The organism is Streptomyces sp. NPDC096048, assembly GCF_044763415.1.
Taxonomy (GTDB): domain Bacteria; phylum Actinomycetota; class Actinomycetes; order Streptomycetales; family Streptomycetaceae; genus Streptomyces.
On the sequence record NZ_JBIWGG010000007.1, the window covers coordinates 98,149 to 111,469 of the forward strand.

General features: G+C 71.4%; 15 protein-coding genes and 1 tRNA gene. 11 read left to right on the top strand and 5 right to left on the bottom strand.

Annotated elements, in window-relative coordinates; genetic code table 11:
• The first annotated feature begins 100 nt into the window (after nt 1-100).
• The 6 genes from tadA to ACIQ6R_RS20450 all read left to right on the top strand — a co-directional run bounded on the left by tadA (nt 101) and on the right by ACIQ6R_RS20450 (nt 3,564).
• On the top strand, nt 101-532 hold the full coding sequence (gene tadA / locus ACIQ6R_RS20425; RefSeq protein WP_404223015.1) for a tRNA adenosine(34) deaminase TadA: 432 nt from the start codon (nt 101-103) through the stop codon (nt 530-532).
• A gap of 77 nt (nt 533-609) precedes the next feature.
• Nucleotides 610-694 (top strand) — tRNA-Ser (locus tag ACIQ6R_RS20430).
• Between the two features lie 86 nt (nt 695-780).
• Nucleotides 781-957 carry a hypothetical protein gene (locus ACIQ6R_RS20435; protein WP_121747901.1) on the top strand — a complete coding sequence of 59 codons (177 nt, stop codon included), beginning with the start codon at nt 781-783 and terminating at the stop codon, nt 955-957.
• On the top strand, nt 957-1,250 hold the full coding sequence (locus ACIQ6R_RS20440; RefSeq protein WP_404172624.1) for a Dabb family protein: 294 nt from the start codon (nt 957-959) through the stop codon (nt 1,248-1,250). Before ACIQ6R_RS20435 ends, ACIQ6R_RS20440 begins: the two co-directional genes overlap by 1 nt.
• 227 nt (nt 1,251-1,477) lie before the next feature.
• Complete coding sequence (locus ACIQ6R_RS20445; RefSeq protein ID WP_404172627.1) at nt 1,478-2,350, top strand: RNA polymerase sigma factor SigF; 873 nt, start codon at nt 1,478-1,480, stop codon at nt 2,348-2,350.
• Nucleotides 2,351-2,643: 293 nt separating this feature from the next.
• A complete protein-coding gene (locus ACIQ6R_RS20450) occupies nt 2,644-3,564 on the top strand; it encodes an RNA polymerase sigma factor SigF (protein WP_375922566.1) in 921 nt (306 codons plus the stop codon).
• A 125-nt stretch (nt 3,565-3,689) separates the two neighbouring features.
• On the opposite strand, the gene ACIQ6R_RS20455 is transcribed toward ACIQ6R_RS20450, so the two are convergent.
• On the bottom strand, nt 3,690-3,887 hold the full coding sequence (locus ACIQ6R_RS20455) for a hypothetical protein (RefSeq protein WP_404172630.1): 198 nt from the start codon (nt 3,885-3,887) through the stop codon (nt 3,690-3,692).
• A 240-nt stretch (nt 3,888-4,127) separates the two neighbouring features.
• Here ACIQ6R_RS20455 and ACIQ6R_RS20460 point away from each other — a divergent pair, with 240 nt between their 5' ends.
• The 3 genes from ACIQ6R_RS20460 (at nt 4,128) to ACIQ6R_RS20470 (ending at nt 8,237) form a co-directional block, all read left to right on the top strand.
• Entirely contained in the window at nt 4,128-4,628 is a 501-nt protein-coding gene (locus ACIQ6R_RS20460; RefSeq protein ID WP_404172633.1) for a MarR family winged helix-turn-helix transcriptional regulator, read from the top strand.
• 13 nt (nt 4,629-4,641) lie between these two features.
• Nucleotides 4,642-7,245: an MFS transporter gene (locus ACIQ6R_RS20465; protein ID WP_404222740.1), complete on the top strand. Its 2,604-nt coding sequence runs from the start codon at nt 4,642-4,644 to the stop codon at nt 7,243-7,245.
• Nucleotides 7,246-7,415: 170 nt separating this feature from the next.
• Nucleotides 7,416-8,237, top strand: a complete 822-nt coding sequence (locus ACIQ6R_RS20470; protein WP_404222741.1) for a YceI family protein — start codon at nt 7,416-7,418, stop codon at nt 8,235-8,237.
• 39 nt (nt 8,238-8,276) lie between these two features.
• Here ACIQ6R_RS20470 and ACIQ6R_RS20475 read toward each other — a convergent pair whose 3' ends face one another.
• A complete protein-coding gene (locus ACIQ6R_RS20475; RefSeq protein ID WP_404222742.1) occupies nt 8,277-8,993 on the bottom strand; it encodes a GAF and ANTAR domain-containing protein in 717 nt (238 codons plus the stop codon).
• 18 nt (nt 8,994-9,011) lie between these two features.
• Entirely contained in the window at nt 9,012-9,764 is a 753-nt protein-coding gene (locus tag ACIQ6R_RS20480; RefSeq protein ID WP_404222743.1) for an ANTAR domain-containing protein, read from the bottom strand.
• 218 nt (nt 9,765-9,982) lie between these two features.
• On the opposite strand from ACIQ6R_RS20480, the gene ACIQ6R_RS20485 reads away from it, so the two are divergent.
• Both ACIQ6R_RS20485 and ACIQ6R_RS20490 read left to right on the top strand, forming a co-directional pair.
• A complete protein-coding gene (locus ACIQ6R_RS20485; RefSeq protein WP_404222744.1) occupies nt 9,983-10,390 on the top strand; it encodes an STAS domain-containing protein in 408 nt (135 codons plus the stop codon).
• A gap of 9 nt (nt 10,391-10,399) precedes the next feature.
• Entirely contained in the window at nt 10,400-10,870 is a 471-nt protein-coding gene (locus tag ACIQ6R_RS20490) for a PPOX class F420-dependent oxidoreductase (RefSeq protein WP_375919300.1), read from the top strand.
• Between the two features lie 16 nt (nt 10,871-10,886).
• Here the strand turns inward: ACIQ6R_RS20490 and ACIQ6R_RS20495 are convergent, their stop codons facing one another.
• Together ACIQ6R_RS20495 and ACIQ6R_RS20500 are read right to left on the bottom strand one after the other, a co-directional pair.
• Nucleotides 10,887-11,642 (bottom strand): TetR/AcrR family transcriptional regulator, encoded by a 756-nt coding sequence (locus ACIQ6R_RS20495; protein ID WP_404172653.1) that lies wholly within the window; start codon nt 11,640-11,642, stop codon nt 10,887-10,889.
• Between the two features lie 143 nt (nt 11,643-11,785).
• Nucleotides 11,786-13,276 carry an MFS transporter gene (locus ACIQ6R_RS20500; protein ID WP_404172656.1) on the bottom strand — a complete coding sequence of 497 codons (1,491 nt, stop codon included), beginning with the start codon at nt 13,274-13,276 and terminating at the stop codon, nt 11,786-11,788.
• Between the last annotated feature and the right edge of the window lie 45 nt (nt 13,277-13,321).

The following is a 13,321-nucleotide window of genomic DNA, read 5'->3' on the forward strand; positions in this document are numbered from 1 at the left end:
CCGAGAAGGAGAACCGGCGGACCACCCCGTCCCGCACGGCCCGCCCGACCCGGTGCACGCCCCGCGGCCCGACCCGGTGCGCGACCCGTGGCGGACCGCGATGCGGCTCGCCCTGGCCGAGGCCGGGCGGGCCGCCGGCGGCGGGGACGTCCCCGTCGGCGCCGTCGTGCTGGCGCCGGACGGGCGGACCGTGCTGGCGGCCGGGCACAACGAACGCGAGGCCACCGGCGACCCGACGGCCCACGCCGAGGTCCTCGCGATCCGCCGGGCCGCCGCGGCGATCGGCGAGTGGCGGCTGGCCGGCTGCACGCTCGTCGTCACCCTGGAGCCCTGCACGATGTGCGCGGGCGCGCTCGTGCAGTCCCGCGCGGACCGGGTCGTCTACGGCGCCCGCGACGACAAGGCGGGCGCGGCCGGCTCCCTGTGGGACGTCGTGCGCGACCGGCGTCTCAACCACCGCCCCGAAGTGATCGAGGGCGTGCTCGCGGACGACTGCGCCCGCCTGCTCACGGACTTCTTCCGCGACCGCTGACCAGCACCGGCCGGGGGTCCGCGGGACCCCGGATACCGATTTCGAACCATGCCGCACTGTGCTGTAAGGTCTCTCTCGGTAGCGTGTCCGAGCGGCCGAAGGAGCTCGCCTCGAAAGCGAGTGTGGCGCAAGTCACCGAGGGTTCAAATCCCTCCGCTACCGCTCTTGAAGGGCCCCGTCGAAAGACGGGGCCCTTCGTGCGATCATGACCGATCGAAGGCGAGCGTCAAGGGACAGGGGAGGCCGCGGTGGCGGTGAATGCGAAGAAGGTCGCCGTCTACGTGCTCGTGGTCTTCGCGCTCTATGTGATCATCACGGATCCGGCGAAGGCCGCCGACTACGTCCAGATAGGTTTCCAGGGCATCTCCGACGCGGCGAGTGCCGTCGGCGACTTCATGACCTGGGCCGCCAACGGAGGAAAGTGATGATCCGCCACCTGGTGCTGTTCAAGCTGAACGAAGGCGTGCGACGCGACGATCCGCGCGTCGTGGAGGGCGTCGAGGCGTTCCGTGCGCTCGGCGGCCAGATCGAGGAACTGCGCTTCTGGGAGTGCGCCTGGAACATCAGCGACCGGCCCATCGCCTACGACTTCGCCATCAACTCGGCCGTGGACGACACCGACGCCCTCAGGCGCTACGTGGACCACCCGGCACACCAGGCGGGCGTCGCGCTGTGGCGGGAGTTCGCCACCTGGGTGATCGCCGACTACGAGTTCTAGCCGGCCGCGCCGCTCCGGCCCCGCACCCCTCCGGTGCGGGGCCGCTTCGCGTTCACGGCCGCGTTCACGACCGCATTCACGTCGCGCTCACGGACGGGTTCACGGCCGCGTTCACTCAACACGACGTTATGCGGTGCTTGCACACAGTGCACATGTCTTGTGATGCTATGACCGCTTTTGACGGATGAGTTACGGAAGAGTTGACAGATCACGAGGTGGAGTTGACCGTGCCGGCCAGTACTGCGCCTCAAGCACCGCCCGCGCCGCCTGCCCAGGCCCAGGAACCGACCGCACAGGCCCAGGAGCCGACCGCGCCGGAGCCCGCGCCGCAGCGCAGCCGGGGCGCCGACACCCGGGCCCTGACCCAGGTGCTCTTCGGTGAGCTGAAGTGCCTCACCCCGGGCACACCGGAGCACGACCGGGTGCGCGCTGCGCTCATCGAGGCCAACCTGCCCCTGGTGCGCTACGCCGCCGCCCGCTTCCGCTCCCGCAACGAGCCGATGGAGGACGTCGTCCAGGTCGGCACCATCGGGCTCATCAACGCGATCGACCGGTTCGACCCGGAGCGGGGCGTGCAGTTCCCGACGTTCGCGATGCCGACCGTCGTCGGCGAGATCAAGCGGTACTTCCGCGACAACGTCCGCACGGTGCACGTACCGCGCCGGCTGCACGAGCTGTGGGTGCAGGTCAACAGCGCGACCGAGGACCTGACGACCGCCTTCGGGCGCTCCCCGACGACCGCCGAGATCGCCGAGCGGCTGCGCATCAGCGAGGAGGAGGTGCTGTCCTGCATCGAGGCGGGACGGTCGTACCACGCCACCTCGCTGGAGGCCGCCCAGGAGGGCGACGGGCTGCCCGGACTGCTCGACCGGCTCGGCTACGAGGACCCCGCTCTCGACGGCGTCGAGCACCGCGACCTGGTCCGGCACCTGCTTGTCCAACTGCCGGAACGGGAACAGCGCATTCTGCTGCTGCGCTACTACAGCAACCTCACCCAGTCGCAGATCAGTGCGGAGCTGGGCGTCTCCCAGATGCACGTCTCGCGGCTACTGGCCCGTAGTTTCCAGCGGTTGAGGTCCTCCAACCGGATCGACGCGTAGTCTCGGCACACGGCCTCCCCGCATATCGAAAGCGCGTATCAGTAGTCACCGGGGCGAGCGAATCGCTCACCAGGGCCGTTGCGGGCGGAATCGGGCCGAAAGACCGTCAGACCCCCTTTTTCCAGGGGGAATTCGCGTCTCGGATGTCGACATGTCACTACAGCGCGTTGCCGACATGTGACATTCTGCCGGAGACGCGTTTGCCGGAGCTCCGGCTCCGGTATTCAGGTGAAGGCTGCGTTCCCGGCGTGGGAGCGTGTGCCGCGACCGTCCCGCGACCCAAAGGGGGTGGCATGTCCGCAGACCAGGGCAGCTCGAAGGTGCTCGCGCTCGCGGAGAGCGAGACCGCGCCCGACACGATCGAGGCGCTCGGCCCCGTCGATGACGTCCAGGCCATCGAAGCCGTACCGAACCTCGACGCCGTGCCGGCCCAGACCCTTCCGGCCACGGAGGCCATCGACACCCGCACCCTGTCCCGCTCCCTGTTCCTGCGGCTCGCCGCCCTCGACGAGGACAGCCCCGAGCGTGCCTACGTCCGGGACACCCTGATCGAGCTCAACCTCCCGCTGGTGCGCTACGCCGCCGCCCGCTTCCGCTCCCGCAACGAGCCGATGGAGGACATCGTCCAGGTCGGCACCATCGGCCTGATCAAGGCGATCGACCGCTTCGACTGCGAACGGGGCGTGGAGTTCCCGACGTTCGCGATGCCGACGGTGGTCGGGGAGATCAAGCGGTTCTTCCGCGACACCTCGTGGTCGGTGCGCGTCCCGCGCCGGCTCCAGGAGCTGCGCCTGGCCCTGACGAAGGCCAGCGACGAGCTCTCCCAGAAGCTGGACCGCTCCCCGACGGTCGGCGAGCTGGCCGCCGTACTGGGCGTCTCCGAGGAGGACGTCGTCGACGGCCTCGCGGTCGGCAACGCCTACACCGCCTCCTCGCTGGACTCCCCGGCCCCGGAGGACGACGGCGGCGAGGGCTCGCTGGCGGACCGCCTGGGCTACGAGGACACGGCACTGGAGGGCGTGGAGTACCGCGAGTCCCTCAAGCCGCTGCTGGCCAAGCTGCCGCCCCGGGAGCGGCGGATCATCATGCTGCGCTTCTTCGCCAACATGACCCAGTCTCAGATCGGCGAGGAGGTCGGCATCTCGCAGATGCACGTCTCCCGGCTGCTGACCCGGACCCTCTCACAGCTGCGCGAGGGCCTGATCTCGGACTAGCGCCGACAGACAGGCCCCCAAGGCCCGTCCACGACAGCCCGGCGACCGCCGCGGCACCTCGGGGGTGCCGCGGCGGTCGCCGTCGTCTGTGTCTGCGCGGTGCCGGTTCCGCTCCGGCGCCGGTTCTACTTCAGCGCCAGCCAGGCCACGGCCGCGACGATCACCACGGCGACCACGATGCCGACGATCAGGCCGATGCGGGGCCCGGAGGAGGCGGCGGGGGCCGCCTGCCGGGACTGGGGGGCGTCGTCGACGAACGCGCGGAACATCTGGGTGCTGCCTGCGGGGTCGTTATTGCCCTGGGGGCCCTGGTTGTTAGCCATGGGCCGAGACACTAGCGAATCCGTCGATGCGGCCCAAGTGCGGGGCTCCCCAGCTCCCTTGCTCCCGCCCCTCCGCCGCCCTGCCCCCACCCCGCCCCCGCCGAGCGCCTGCCACCTGCACGTTTACTTTCGCAATACTTGCCTTTGCCAACTTTTTGTACCCGGGTGACCCGTTTTTATTTGCCTGTAGCAACCAACCGAACTTATGGTTGCCCTAAGCAACAAAAACGGGAGGTGCGCATGGCCGAGAAGGCGCAGTACGAGGAGCTGATCCGTCAGTTCAGCGCCTTCGGCGCCGTGAAGCGGGAGATGGGACGGCTCCTGCCGTCCGACTGCCCCAGCGGATCCGTCGCCGTGCTGACCCTGCTCGGCCGCCACGGAGACATGCGCATGAGCAAGCTCGCGGAACTCCTGGCCGTGGACATGTCAGTGACCAGCCGCCACGTCGCCCACGTCGCCGAGCGGGGCTGGATCGAACGGTCCCCCGACCCCGCGGACAAGCGCTCGCGCATCCTTCGCCTGACGCCCGCGGGCCAGGGCCGGCTCGACGACATCGCCGACCGGACCAGTCAGATGCTCGCCCACCGGCTGAGCGACTGGTCCGACGACGAGGTCGGCCAGCTCACCCGGCTCATGGCCCGCCTCAGGGCCAGCTTCGACGACTGCCGGGGGCCCGCTCCCCGGCCACCCGCACCGTCCGGGGACGAACAGTCCACCCGTACACCCGCGATCACCACATAAGTAAAGGAAGTCCATGGCAACGACCACACCAGCCGGTGTGCGGGCTCATGCCAAGCACGGGGGAGGCTCCAACGGAGACGCTCCGATGACGCACCGGCAGATCATGGAAGCGCTGTCCGGGCTGCTGCTCGGCATGTTCTGCGCCATCCTGTCCTCGACCATCGTCACCAACGCCCTGCCCGAGATCATCGGCGACCTCGGCGGCGGCCAGAGCGCCTACACCTGGGTCGTCACCGCCTCGCTGCTGACGATGACCGCCTCCACCCCCCTGTGGGGCAAGCTCGCGGACCTGGTCAGCAAGAAGGCCCTGGTCCAGATAGCCCTGATCGTCTTCGTCATCGGCTCCGTCGTGGCCGGCCTGTCGCAGAACCCCGGGATGCTGATCACCGCGCGAGGCATCCAGGGCCTGGGCGCCGGCGGTCTGGCGGCGCTGGCGCAGATCATCATGGCCGCGATGATCTCCCCGCGTGAGCGCGGGCGCTACTCCGGCTACCTGGGCGCGACCTTCGCCGTCGCGACCGTCGGCGGTCCGCTGCTCGGCGGTGTCATCACCGACACCAGCTGGCTCGGCTGGCGCTGGTGCCTCTACGTCGGCGTGCCCTTCGCGATCCTCGCGCTGATCGTGCTGCAGAAGACGCTGCACCTGCCCGTGGTCAAGCGGAAGGTCAAGGTCGACTGGGCCGGCGCCTTCTTCGTCACCGCGGCCGTGAGCCTGCTGCTCGTCTGGGTCACCTTCGCGGACGACAAGTACTCCTGGAGGTCCTGGCAGACCGGTGCCATGGTCGGCGGCGCGATCGTGCTGACGCTGATCTTCCTCCTCGTCGAGTCGAAGGCCAGCGAGCCGATCATCCCGCTGCGCCTGTTCAGGAACCGCACCATCGCGCTGGCCTCGCTGGCCTCGCTGTTCGTCGGCATCGCGATGTTCGCGGGCACCGTCTACTTCAGCCAGTACTTCCAGCTGGCACGCGGTGAGTCCCCGACCATGTCGGGCGTCATGACCATTCCGATGATCGGCGGCCTGTTCGTCTCGTCCACGGTCTCCGGCCAGATCATCACCAAGACCGGCAAGTGGAAGGGCTGGCTGCTGGCCGGCGGCGTGCTGCTCACGGCGGGCCTGGGCCTGCTCAGCACCATGCGGTACGACACCGCGTACTGGCACATCGCGATCTTCATGGCGCTGATGGGCCTCGGCGTCGGCATGATGATGCAGAACCTCGTCCTGTGCACGCAGAACCAGGTGGCCCCGAGCGACCTGGGCGCGGCCTCCTCCGTCGTGACCTTCTTCCGGTCCCTCGGCGGCGCGGTGGGCGTCTCGGTGCTCGGCTCCGTGATGTCGTCCCGGATCAGCCACTACGCCTCGGACACCATCGGGCAGCTCAGCCCGCAGGAGCAGGCCGCGGCCGCCAAGACCTCCGGCGGCGGCGCGATCCCCGACATGAGCACGCTGCCCCCCGGCATCCGCGCATGGCTGGAGAGCGCCTACGGGCACGGCATCGCCGACATCTTCCTGTACGTCGCGCCGATCGCGCTGCTCGGCTTCCTGGTGACGCTGTTCATCAAGGAGGTGCCGCTGCGCACCTCGGGTGCCCTGGCCCAGGCGGCGGAGGCTTCCGCCGAGACCGCCCCCCCGGGGGCCCCGGCCCCGGCCGAGGCCACCCGGGTCGCCCCCGAGCCGGTTCCGGCCGGTGCGATGGCTGCCGCGCCGGCGGCTCCCACGGCCACGTCGGGCACTTCGGCCACCTCGGCCACGTCGGCCACCTCGGTCGCCGAGCCGGGTCTGCGCCCCGAGGCCACGCAGCGGCTCGCCGCCGTGGCGACGACGACCGGCTCCGGTGAGCCGGGGGCGCCCGTCTCCGGTGGCATCGCGGTCCGCGGCTTCGTCCGCGGCGCCGAGTCCGCACCGGTCCCGCAGGCCGCGGTCACGCTGATCTCGCTGGGCGGCCGGCAGCTGGGCCGCTCGGTCGCCCAGGCCGACGGTTCCTACGTCCTCGACGCGCCGAGCGCGGGCTCGTACGTCCTGATCGCCTCCGCGGACGGCTTCCAGCCGCAGGCGTCGACGATCGTCGTGAACGACGAGCCGGTCGCGTACGACATCCTCCTCAGCGGCACCAGCGGGCTGACCGGCCTGGTCCGGGCCGTGGAGAGCGGGCTGCCGGTCAAGGACGCGATGGTGATCGTGACCGATGTGCGCGGGGACCTGCTGGCCTCCGCCGCCACCGGTGAGGCGGGCGAGTTCTCCTTCACCGAGCTGGTGCCGGGCACGGTGACCGTCGCGGTCAACGCCGCCGGCTACCGGCCGCGCGCCCTCCCGCTGGAGGTCGGCGGCACCGGGGTCACCCGGGTCGAGGTCGACCTCCAGGCCGGCGCGCAGGTCCAGGGTGTCGTGCGGGCGCCGCACGGTCCGCTGGCCGACGCCCGCGTCACGCTCGTCGACGCGGCGGGCAACGTGGTCGGCACGGCCACCACCGGTGCGGACGGGGCGTACGCCTTCACCGACCTGGACGCCGGTGAGTACACCGTCATCGCGACCGGCTACCCGCCGGTGGCGACGGCCCTGACGGTCGCCGGCCCGGGTGCCGACGGCCACGACATCGAGCTCGCCCACCCCGGCGAGTAGCGAGGCCCCGGCCCGTGGTGGCGAGCGCGCTCTGAGCGGAGGCGCGCCCGCCCGCCACGGGCCGGTCTCTTTCCGACCTTCTGCACGACCTTTCTGCACGACCCTCTTCGAACGACCTTCTTTACGACCTTTACGACCACGTTTCTGAGCATTCGCAGGGAGAAAACGGGATGGGACTGACCGCGAGGATCCGAACGCGGGACGGATGGGCCGTGTCGCACGCGGTCGTCACGGTGACCGACATGACCGGCACGCAGGTGCTGCGCGCCGAGGCGGACGCCGAGGGCGCCGTGCGGGACGCCACCCCGCTGTCGCCGGGCGCGTACACCGTGATCGTCACCGCCGTCGGCTACGCGCCCGCCGCGTCCAGCGCGATCGTCACCGCGAGCGGCCGGGCCGAGGTCGGCACCGTGACGCTGGCCCGCCAGGGCGGCACCGAGCTGCCGCCGCCGGGGCCGTGGACCGTCGACCCGGCGCACTCCAGCGTGGCCGCCGTCGCCCAGCACCTGGGCATCTCCAGCGTGCACGGCCGGTTCACGGAGTTCGCCGGCACCGTCGAGATCGCGCCGGACGACGTCACCAAGTCCCGGGTCGAGGCGGTGATCCGGGCGGCCTCCATCGACACCGGCAACGGCATGCGCGACACCCACCTGCGCTCCGCCGACTTCCTCGACGTCGAGCGGTACCCGGAGATCACCTACCGCTCCTCGGGCGTGACGCAGGCCGGGCAGGACCGCTGGACGGTCCGCGGCGAGCTGGGCCTGCACGGCGTCGTCCGCCAGGTCGACCTGGACCTGGCCTACCTCGGCACCGGCGCCGACCCGTGGGGCGGCACCCGGGCGGCGTTCCGCGCGACGACGGAACTGCGCCGCGAGGACTTCGCCATGAACTACAACCAGGTCCTCCAGGCCGGCATCGCCGCCATCGGTACGACACTCAGGGTCGAGCTGGACATCCAGGCGGTCCAGGGCGAGTCACTGCCGGCCGCCTGAGCCACGGTCGGCTGCCTGAGTCACGAACGGCCGCCTGAGTCACGGCCGGCCGCTCGAGTCACGGCCGCGTGCGGCGCCGCCGGACGCCCGGGCCACCAGCTCGCCGCACAGGTCCCGGAGCTTGACGTTCCGGTGCTGCGAGGCCCGGCGCAGCCGCTCCAGGGCCCGGTGGGCGTCGATCCGCTCCCGGGCCATGAGCATGCCGACCGCCTGGTCGATGACGCTGCGGGAGAGCAGGGCGGTGCGCACGTCGGCGGCCGACGCCTGCTGCCGCTCCAGGCGCAGGGCCTCGTTCACGGCGTCCGCGGCCCGCTCCGCGAAGGTGCCGGCCGCTTCACGCCCCTCGGCCAGCGAGTCGGGCTCCAGGCCGTAGAAGTTGAGTGCGGCGCCCGTCTCGCCCTCGACGGCCAGCGGCAGCGCCAGTACGCAGCGCACACCGGTGGCCAGCGCGTACTCCGTGTACGCGGGCCAGCGGGTCTCCGTGGCCAGGTCGGGGGCGTACCGGGGGCTCCCCGTCTCGGCGGCGTCCACACAGGGGCCCGAGCCGTTCTCGTACTGCCGCAGGTCCAGGCCGCTGGGCAGACCGGAGCTGCCCGCCAGAGTCATCAGCCGGTCGGCACGGCGCACCGTCACCGAGCAGGCGACGGCGCCGGGCACCTGACCGACCGCGCGGTCGGTCAGGTCACGCAGCAGGGTGTCGAGCCCCTGACTGCGCGCTATCGCGTGGTCCAGCGTGTCGCGGATCTCCGAGGTCATGTCCGTACGGATATCCCGTCACCGCTCGCCCACGCCTCGTCCCCCCGTACCCGTGTTCACGTCGACGATGCGGCGGGCGAGGTCGCGCAGTTTCACGTTCTCCCGCTGCGAGGCCTTCACCAGGGAGTCGAAGGCTCCGGCCGCGTCGATGTTCATCCGCTCCATGAGGATGCCGGTGGCCTGGCCGATCAGGTCCCGGGTGCGCATGGCCTCGGTGAGCTGCTCGCGCACCGTCGCCGAGTCCAGGGCGAGGGAGACGTGCGCGGTGAACAGCCGGCCGATGCGGGTGGCGTCCTCGCCGAAGGCCTGCGGCTTGCGGGCGTACGCCGTCAGCACGGTCAGGCGGCGCCGGTCGGCGCGCAGCCGCAGGGACAGCGCGGAACGGAGACCGAGGCCGGAGAGGGCGTTGCCGCCGCCGTCGGCCTCGCTGTCGTCTATCCGGACCACCGGCGTGCTCCACAGACGCTCCCAGTCCGGATGCGGCTCACGGCCGCCGCCGTTCCGGGGCTCGGCCGCGAACCGTACGGCCTCGTCGGTCCAGGCGAGGGTGCGGAGCCGGCTGCCGCGCTGGATCTCCGAGATGCCCGCGTGCTCCGCGCCGGGCAGCAGGCGCACGGCCAGCTCGACCGCGGCGCTCAGGGTGTCGTCCGGGGTGCCCGTTCCGTGCAGATGGCGAGCCGCGGCCGTCAGGGCCTCGGCCAGCTCGAAACCCGCAGGAAAACGCGGCAAATCAGTAAATTCGGACGCAGCCACCACGAACCTCTTCGGCATGCGCGGCCACACGGCCGTGCGCAGGAGAGCTCCGCAGCACATTCCCGACTGCGAGCACAGGACGAACAGCACTTTAGCTGCTTGGTTGCCAGCCGGTGACGCCCGGCCGAAGGACCGGGCGGGCACCTTCCCCGCCCCCTCGGCGGCGTGATGGAATGGGGTCCGGGTCAGGAAGCGGCCTCGACCGGAAGCCGGCTGACGTCTGTCAGGTGAGTGACGTGACCTTCCTCCCCCCACCCTGCGAGCCGTGCGACCCGCCCGGCTACGCCGTGCTCGCACTGCCCCCCGAGATCGACTTCTGCAACGCCACGGGGCTGCTGCCCCTGATCATGACCGCGGTGGACCACCACTCCGAAGACCTGCGCGTCCTCGTCCTGGACCTGACCGCGACCCGCTTCATGGACTCCCAGGGCGTCCGCCTCCTCGCCGAGGTCCACCACCGCACCCACCGGCACACCCGGCTGCGGGTGGTGGCCGCCCCGACGGGCGTACCGAGCCGCGTCCTGGAGCTGTCCGGGCTGCGCCGAGACGTGCCGGTGTACGACAACCTCGCGGAGGCGCTGCACCCGGAGGGCGGGCCGGGCGGCGGGCCGGACAGCGAGCCGGGCCGCGAGGCCGCGGCCTAGGCTGGCGGCATGGCACCGAACATCGCGACGAACACCCGTGTCTCCCTGGCCGAGCTGCTGGACTTCGTACGCCCCCGGCACCGGGCGGTCCTGCTGACCCGGCGGGCCGACGGCAGCCCGCAGGGATCGCCGCTGACCTGCGGGGTCGACGACTCCGGCCGGATCGTGGTCTCCACCTACCCGGAGCGGGCCAAGACCCGCAACGCGCACCGCGACCCGCGGGTCAGCCTCATCGTGCTCAGCGACGAGTGGAACGGCCCCTGGGTCCAGATCGACGGCACGGCGGAGGTCATCGACACGCCCGACTCCGTGGAACCGCTCGTGGAGTACTACCGCAACATCGCGGGCGAGCACCCCGACTGGGACGAGTACCGGCGGGCCATGGTGGAGCAGGGAAAGTCGATCATTCGGGTGACACCGGAGAAGTGGGGGCCGGTGGCGACGGGCGGCTTCCCGGCGCGGCTGGCGACGGACGACTGACCGCGGGGCGGGACGGTCACCCTCGCTCGACCATCGCCTCGATGCCCGCCACCAGCAGGTCCAACGCGAACTCGTAGTCCCGGTCCAGCATCTCGGCGACCGTGTCGCCGCCGCGGGCCGACATGATCGCCCGGGACTCCGCGATGACGTCCGCGTTCTCCGGCGACTCGGCCGCCGCGTTCATGGAGTCCTGGAAGTAGTCGTCCAGGCTCATGCCGGTGTCCGCCGCCCGGGCGAGAAGATGGCCCTCGATGGTGCCGTAGCCGTAGACGAACTGGAAGACGGCGGAGATGGCGCCGGTCAGACGGTGCGTGGGCAGGCCGGTGCGACGCATGACGCCCTGCACCTGACGGGAGAAGGCCAGCGAGTGGGGCCCGATGTTGAGGTAGGTGCCGGTCAGCTGGGACATCCAGGGGTGGCGCACCAGCAGCCTGCGGTTCTCCCGCGCCAGCGCGCGCAGCTGCCCGCGCCAGTCCTCGCCGGCCTCCGGGCCGGGGTGGCGCAGCTCGCCGTAGACGGCGTCGAGGGCGAGTTCGAGCAGCTCGTCCTTGGTCTCGACGTACCAGTAGACGGACATCGCGGTGACGTCCAGCTCGGCGGCCAGACGGCGCATGGAGAACTTGGCCAGGCCCTCGGCGTCCAGCAGCCGGACGGTGACCTCGGTGATCCGCTCCCGGTCCAGCCCGGACGGCCGGCCGCCGCGCCGCCCGCTCCGACGGTCCTCGCCCGCCAGCCAGACACTGGCCCGCGGCCCCTGGCCTGCCTTCGCCATGCGCACCCACCTCGCTCACCGATGCCGGTCATGCTGGGCGCCCCTTCAGGGGCGCGGGTCAGTGTCAATGTACGGCTCCGCCGCGCGGGCGCGACCAGCCACAACGAGCCCGCGGCCGCGCGGATGTCCCACCGCCCGGGTGCTCAGACGCCCGCCTTGTCCGCCCTGCGCAACAACACCGACGCCACCACCCCGCCGAGCAGCACGGCCACCGCCCCCACCAACTGACTGCTCTCCAGCCCGGAGGAGAACGCGTCGATCACCCGCTCCCGCTCCGCCTCCCCCTCCGCCGAGGCCAACGCCGCCGGCAACGAGGCCGCCGCCACCGGCACCAGCGCCGCGAACCGCGAGTTCAGCACCGCGCCCAGCACCGCCACGCCCAGCCCGTTGCCGAACTCCGCCAACGTACCGTTGATGCCCGCGCCGACCCCCGCCTTGGCCGGCGGTATCGAGCTCATGATCGCGTGTGCCATGGCCGGGTTGCCGAGCGCACAGCCCACGCCGATCAGCAGCAGACCCAGCAGCGTGCCCGCGTAGCCCTCGCCGGTGAGGGTGGCGATGACCACCAGGCCCGCCGACATCAGCACCATGCTGAGCAGTACCGCCCCCGGCGTACCCAGCCTGGCCAGCCACTTCGCCGCCACGCCGGAGAAGTTCAGCAGCACCACGGTCAGCGCCAGCGGAGCGGTCGCCACCCCCGCCTCCAGCGGGCCGTACCCGAGCACGAACTGCAGGTGCTGGGTGAGCAGGAACAGCGCGCCGCCCATGCCGAAGGTGATCAGCACCAGCCCCGCCACCGCGCCCGTGAACCGCTGGTTGCGGAAGAAGTCCAGGTCGAGCATGGGGTACGGGATGCGGCTCTCCCAGTACGCGAAGAGCGCGAGCACGCCCACCGCGACGGCCGCCGTGGCGAGCACCCTGCCCGACGCCCAGCCGTGCTCGGGGCCGGAGATGATCGCGTAGACCAGTGCGCCCATGCCGACCGTGGACAGTACGGCGCCGAGCAGGTCGGGGCGGTCGCCCTGCCGGTTCTTCGACTCCGGGACCAGGGCCACGACCGCGACCAGGCCGAGCGCCACGACCGGCAGATTGATCAGGAAGATCGCGCCCCACCAGAAGTGGTCCAGCATGAAACCGCCGATCAGCGGCCCGCACGCGAAGCCGAGGGCGCTGACCGCGCTCCAGATGCCGATCGCCTTCGCGTGCTCCGCCGGCGCGAAGATCTGCATGACCACGGCGAGCGTGGTGGTCAGCAGCAGCGCGCCGCCGACCCCCATACCGGCCCGCGCCGCGATCAACTGGCCGGTGGTGTCCGCGAGTCCCGCCGCCAGCGAGCCGAGGCCGAACAGGGCGAGGCCCGTGGCCAGCATCTTCTTGCGGCCGTAGCGGTCGGCCGCGCTGCCCGCGGTGAGCAGCAGGCCGGACTGGACCAGCGAGTAGGCGTTGATCATCCACTGGATGTCCGAGGTGGTCGCGCCGAGCTCGTCGGTGAGCGAGGGGATGGCCACGTTCAGCACGGTGTTGTCCAGCACCACGGTCAACTGGGCGAGGCTGATGACACCGAGGATCAGCCAGCGCTGCGGGTGTCCCTGGACCGTGGGCGCGGCTTCCTGTTCCTGGAAGGACGTCGTCATGCTGTACAGCGTATAAGGGCTCTTATACGCTGTACAGCAGAGTCT

Coding starts and splice junctions, on each gene's coding strand:
- tadA (WP_404223015.1), top strand. CDS start 101: ATGCGGCTCGCCCTGGCCGAGGCCGGGCGGGCCGCCGGCGGCGGGGAC.
- ACIQ6R_RS20440 (WP_404172624.1), top strand. CDS start 957: ATGATCCGCCACCTGGTGCTGTTCAAGCTGAACGAAGGCGTGCGACGC.
- ACIQ6R_RS20450 (WP_375922566.1), top strand. CDS start 2,644: ATGTCCGCAGACCAGGGCAGCTCGAAGGTGCTCGCGCTCGCGGAGAGC.
- ACIQ6R_RS20455 (WP_404172630.1), bottom strand. CDS start 3,887: ATGGCTAACAACCAGGGCCCCCAGGGCAATAACGACCCCGCAGGCAGC.
- ACIQ6R_RS20460 (WP_404172633.1), top strand. CDS start 4,128: ATGGCCGAGAAGGCGCAGTACGAGGAGCTGATCCGTCAGTTCAGCGCC.
- ACIQ6R_RS20465 (WP_404222740.1), top strand. CDS start 4,642: ATGGCAACGACCACACCAGCCGGTGTGCGGGCTCATGCCAAGCACGGG.
- ACIQ6R_RS20470 (WP_404222741.1), top strand. CDS start 7,416: ATGGGACTGACCGCGAGGATCCGAACGCGGGACGGATGGGCCGTGTCG.
- ACIQ6R_RS20475 (WP_404222742.1), bottom strand. CDS start 8,993: ATGACCTCGGAGATCCGCGACACGCTGGACCACGCGATAGCGCGCAGT.
- ACIQ6R_RS20480 (WP_404222743.1), bottom strand. CDS start 9,764: ATGCCGAAGAGGTTCGTGGTGGCTGCGTCCGAATTTACTGATTTGCCG.
- ACIQ6R_RS20490 (WP_375919300.1), top strand. CDS start 10,400: ATGGCACCGAACATCGCGACGAACACCCGTGTCTCCCTGGCCGAGCTG.
- ACIQ6R_RS20495 (WP_404172653.1), bottom strand. CDS start 11,642: ATGGCGAAGGCAGGCCAGGGGCCGCGGGCCAGTGTCTGGCTGGCGGGC.
- ACIQ6R_RS20500 (WP_404172656.1), bottom strand. CDS start 13,276: ATGACGACGTCCTTCCAGGAACAGGAAGCCGCGCCCACGGTCCAGGGA.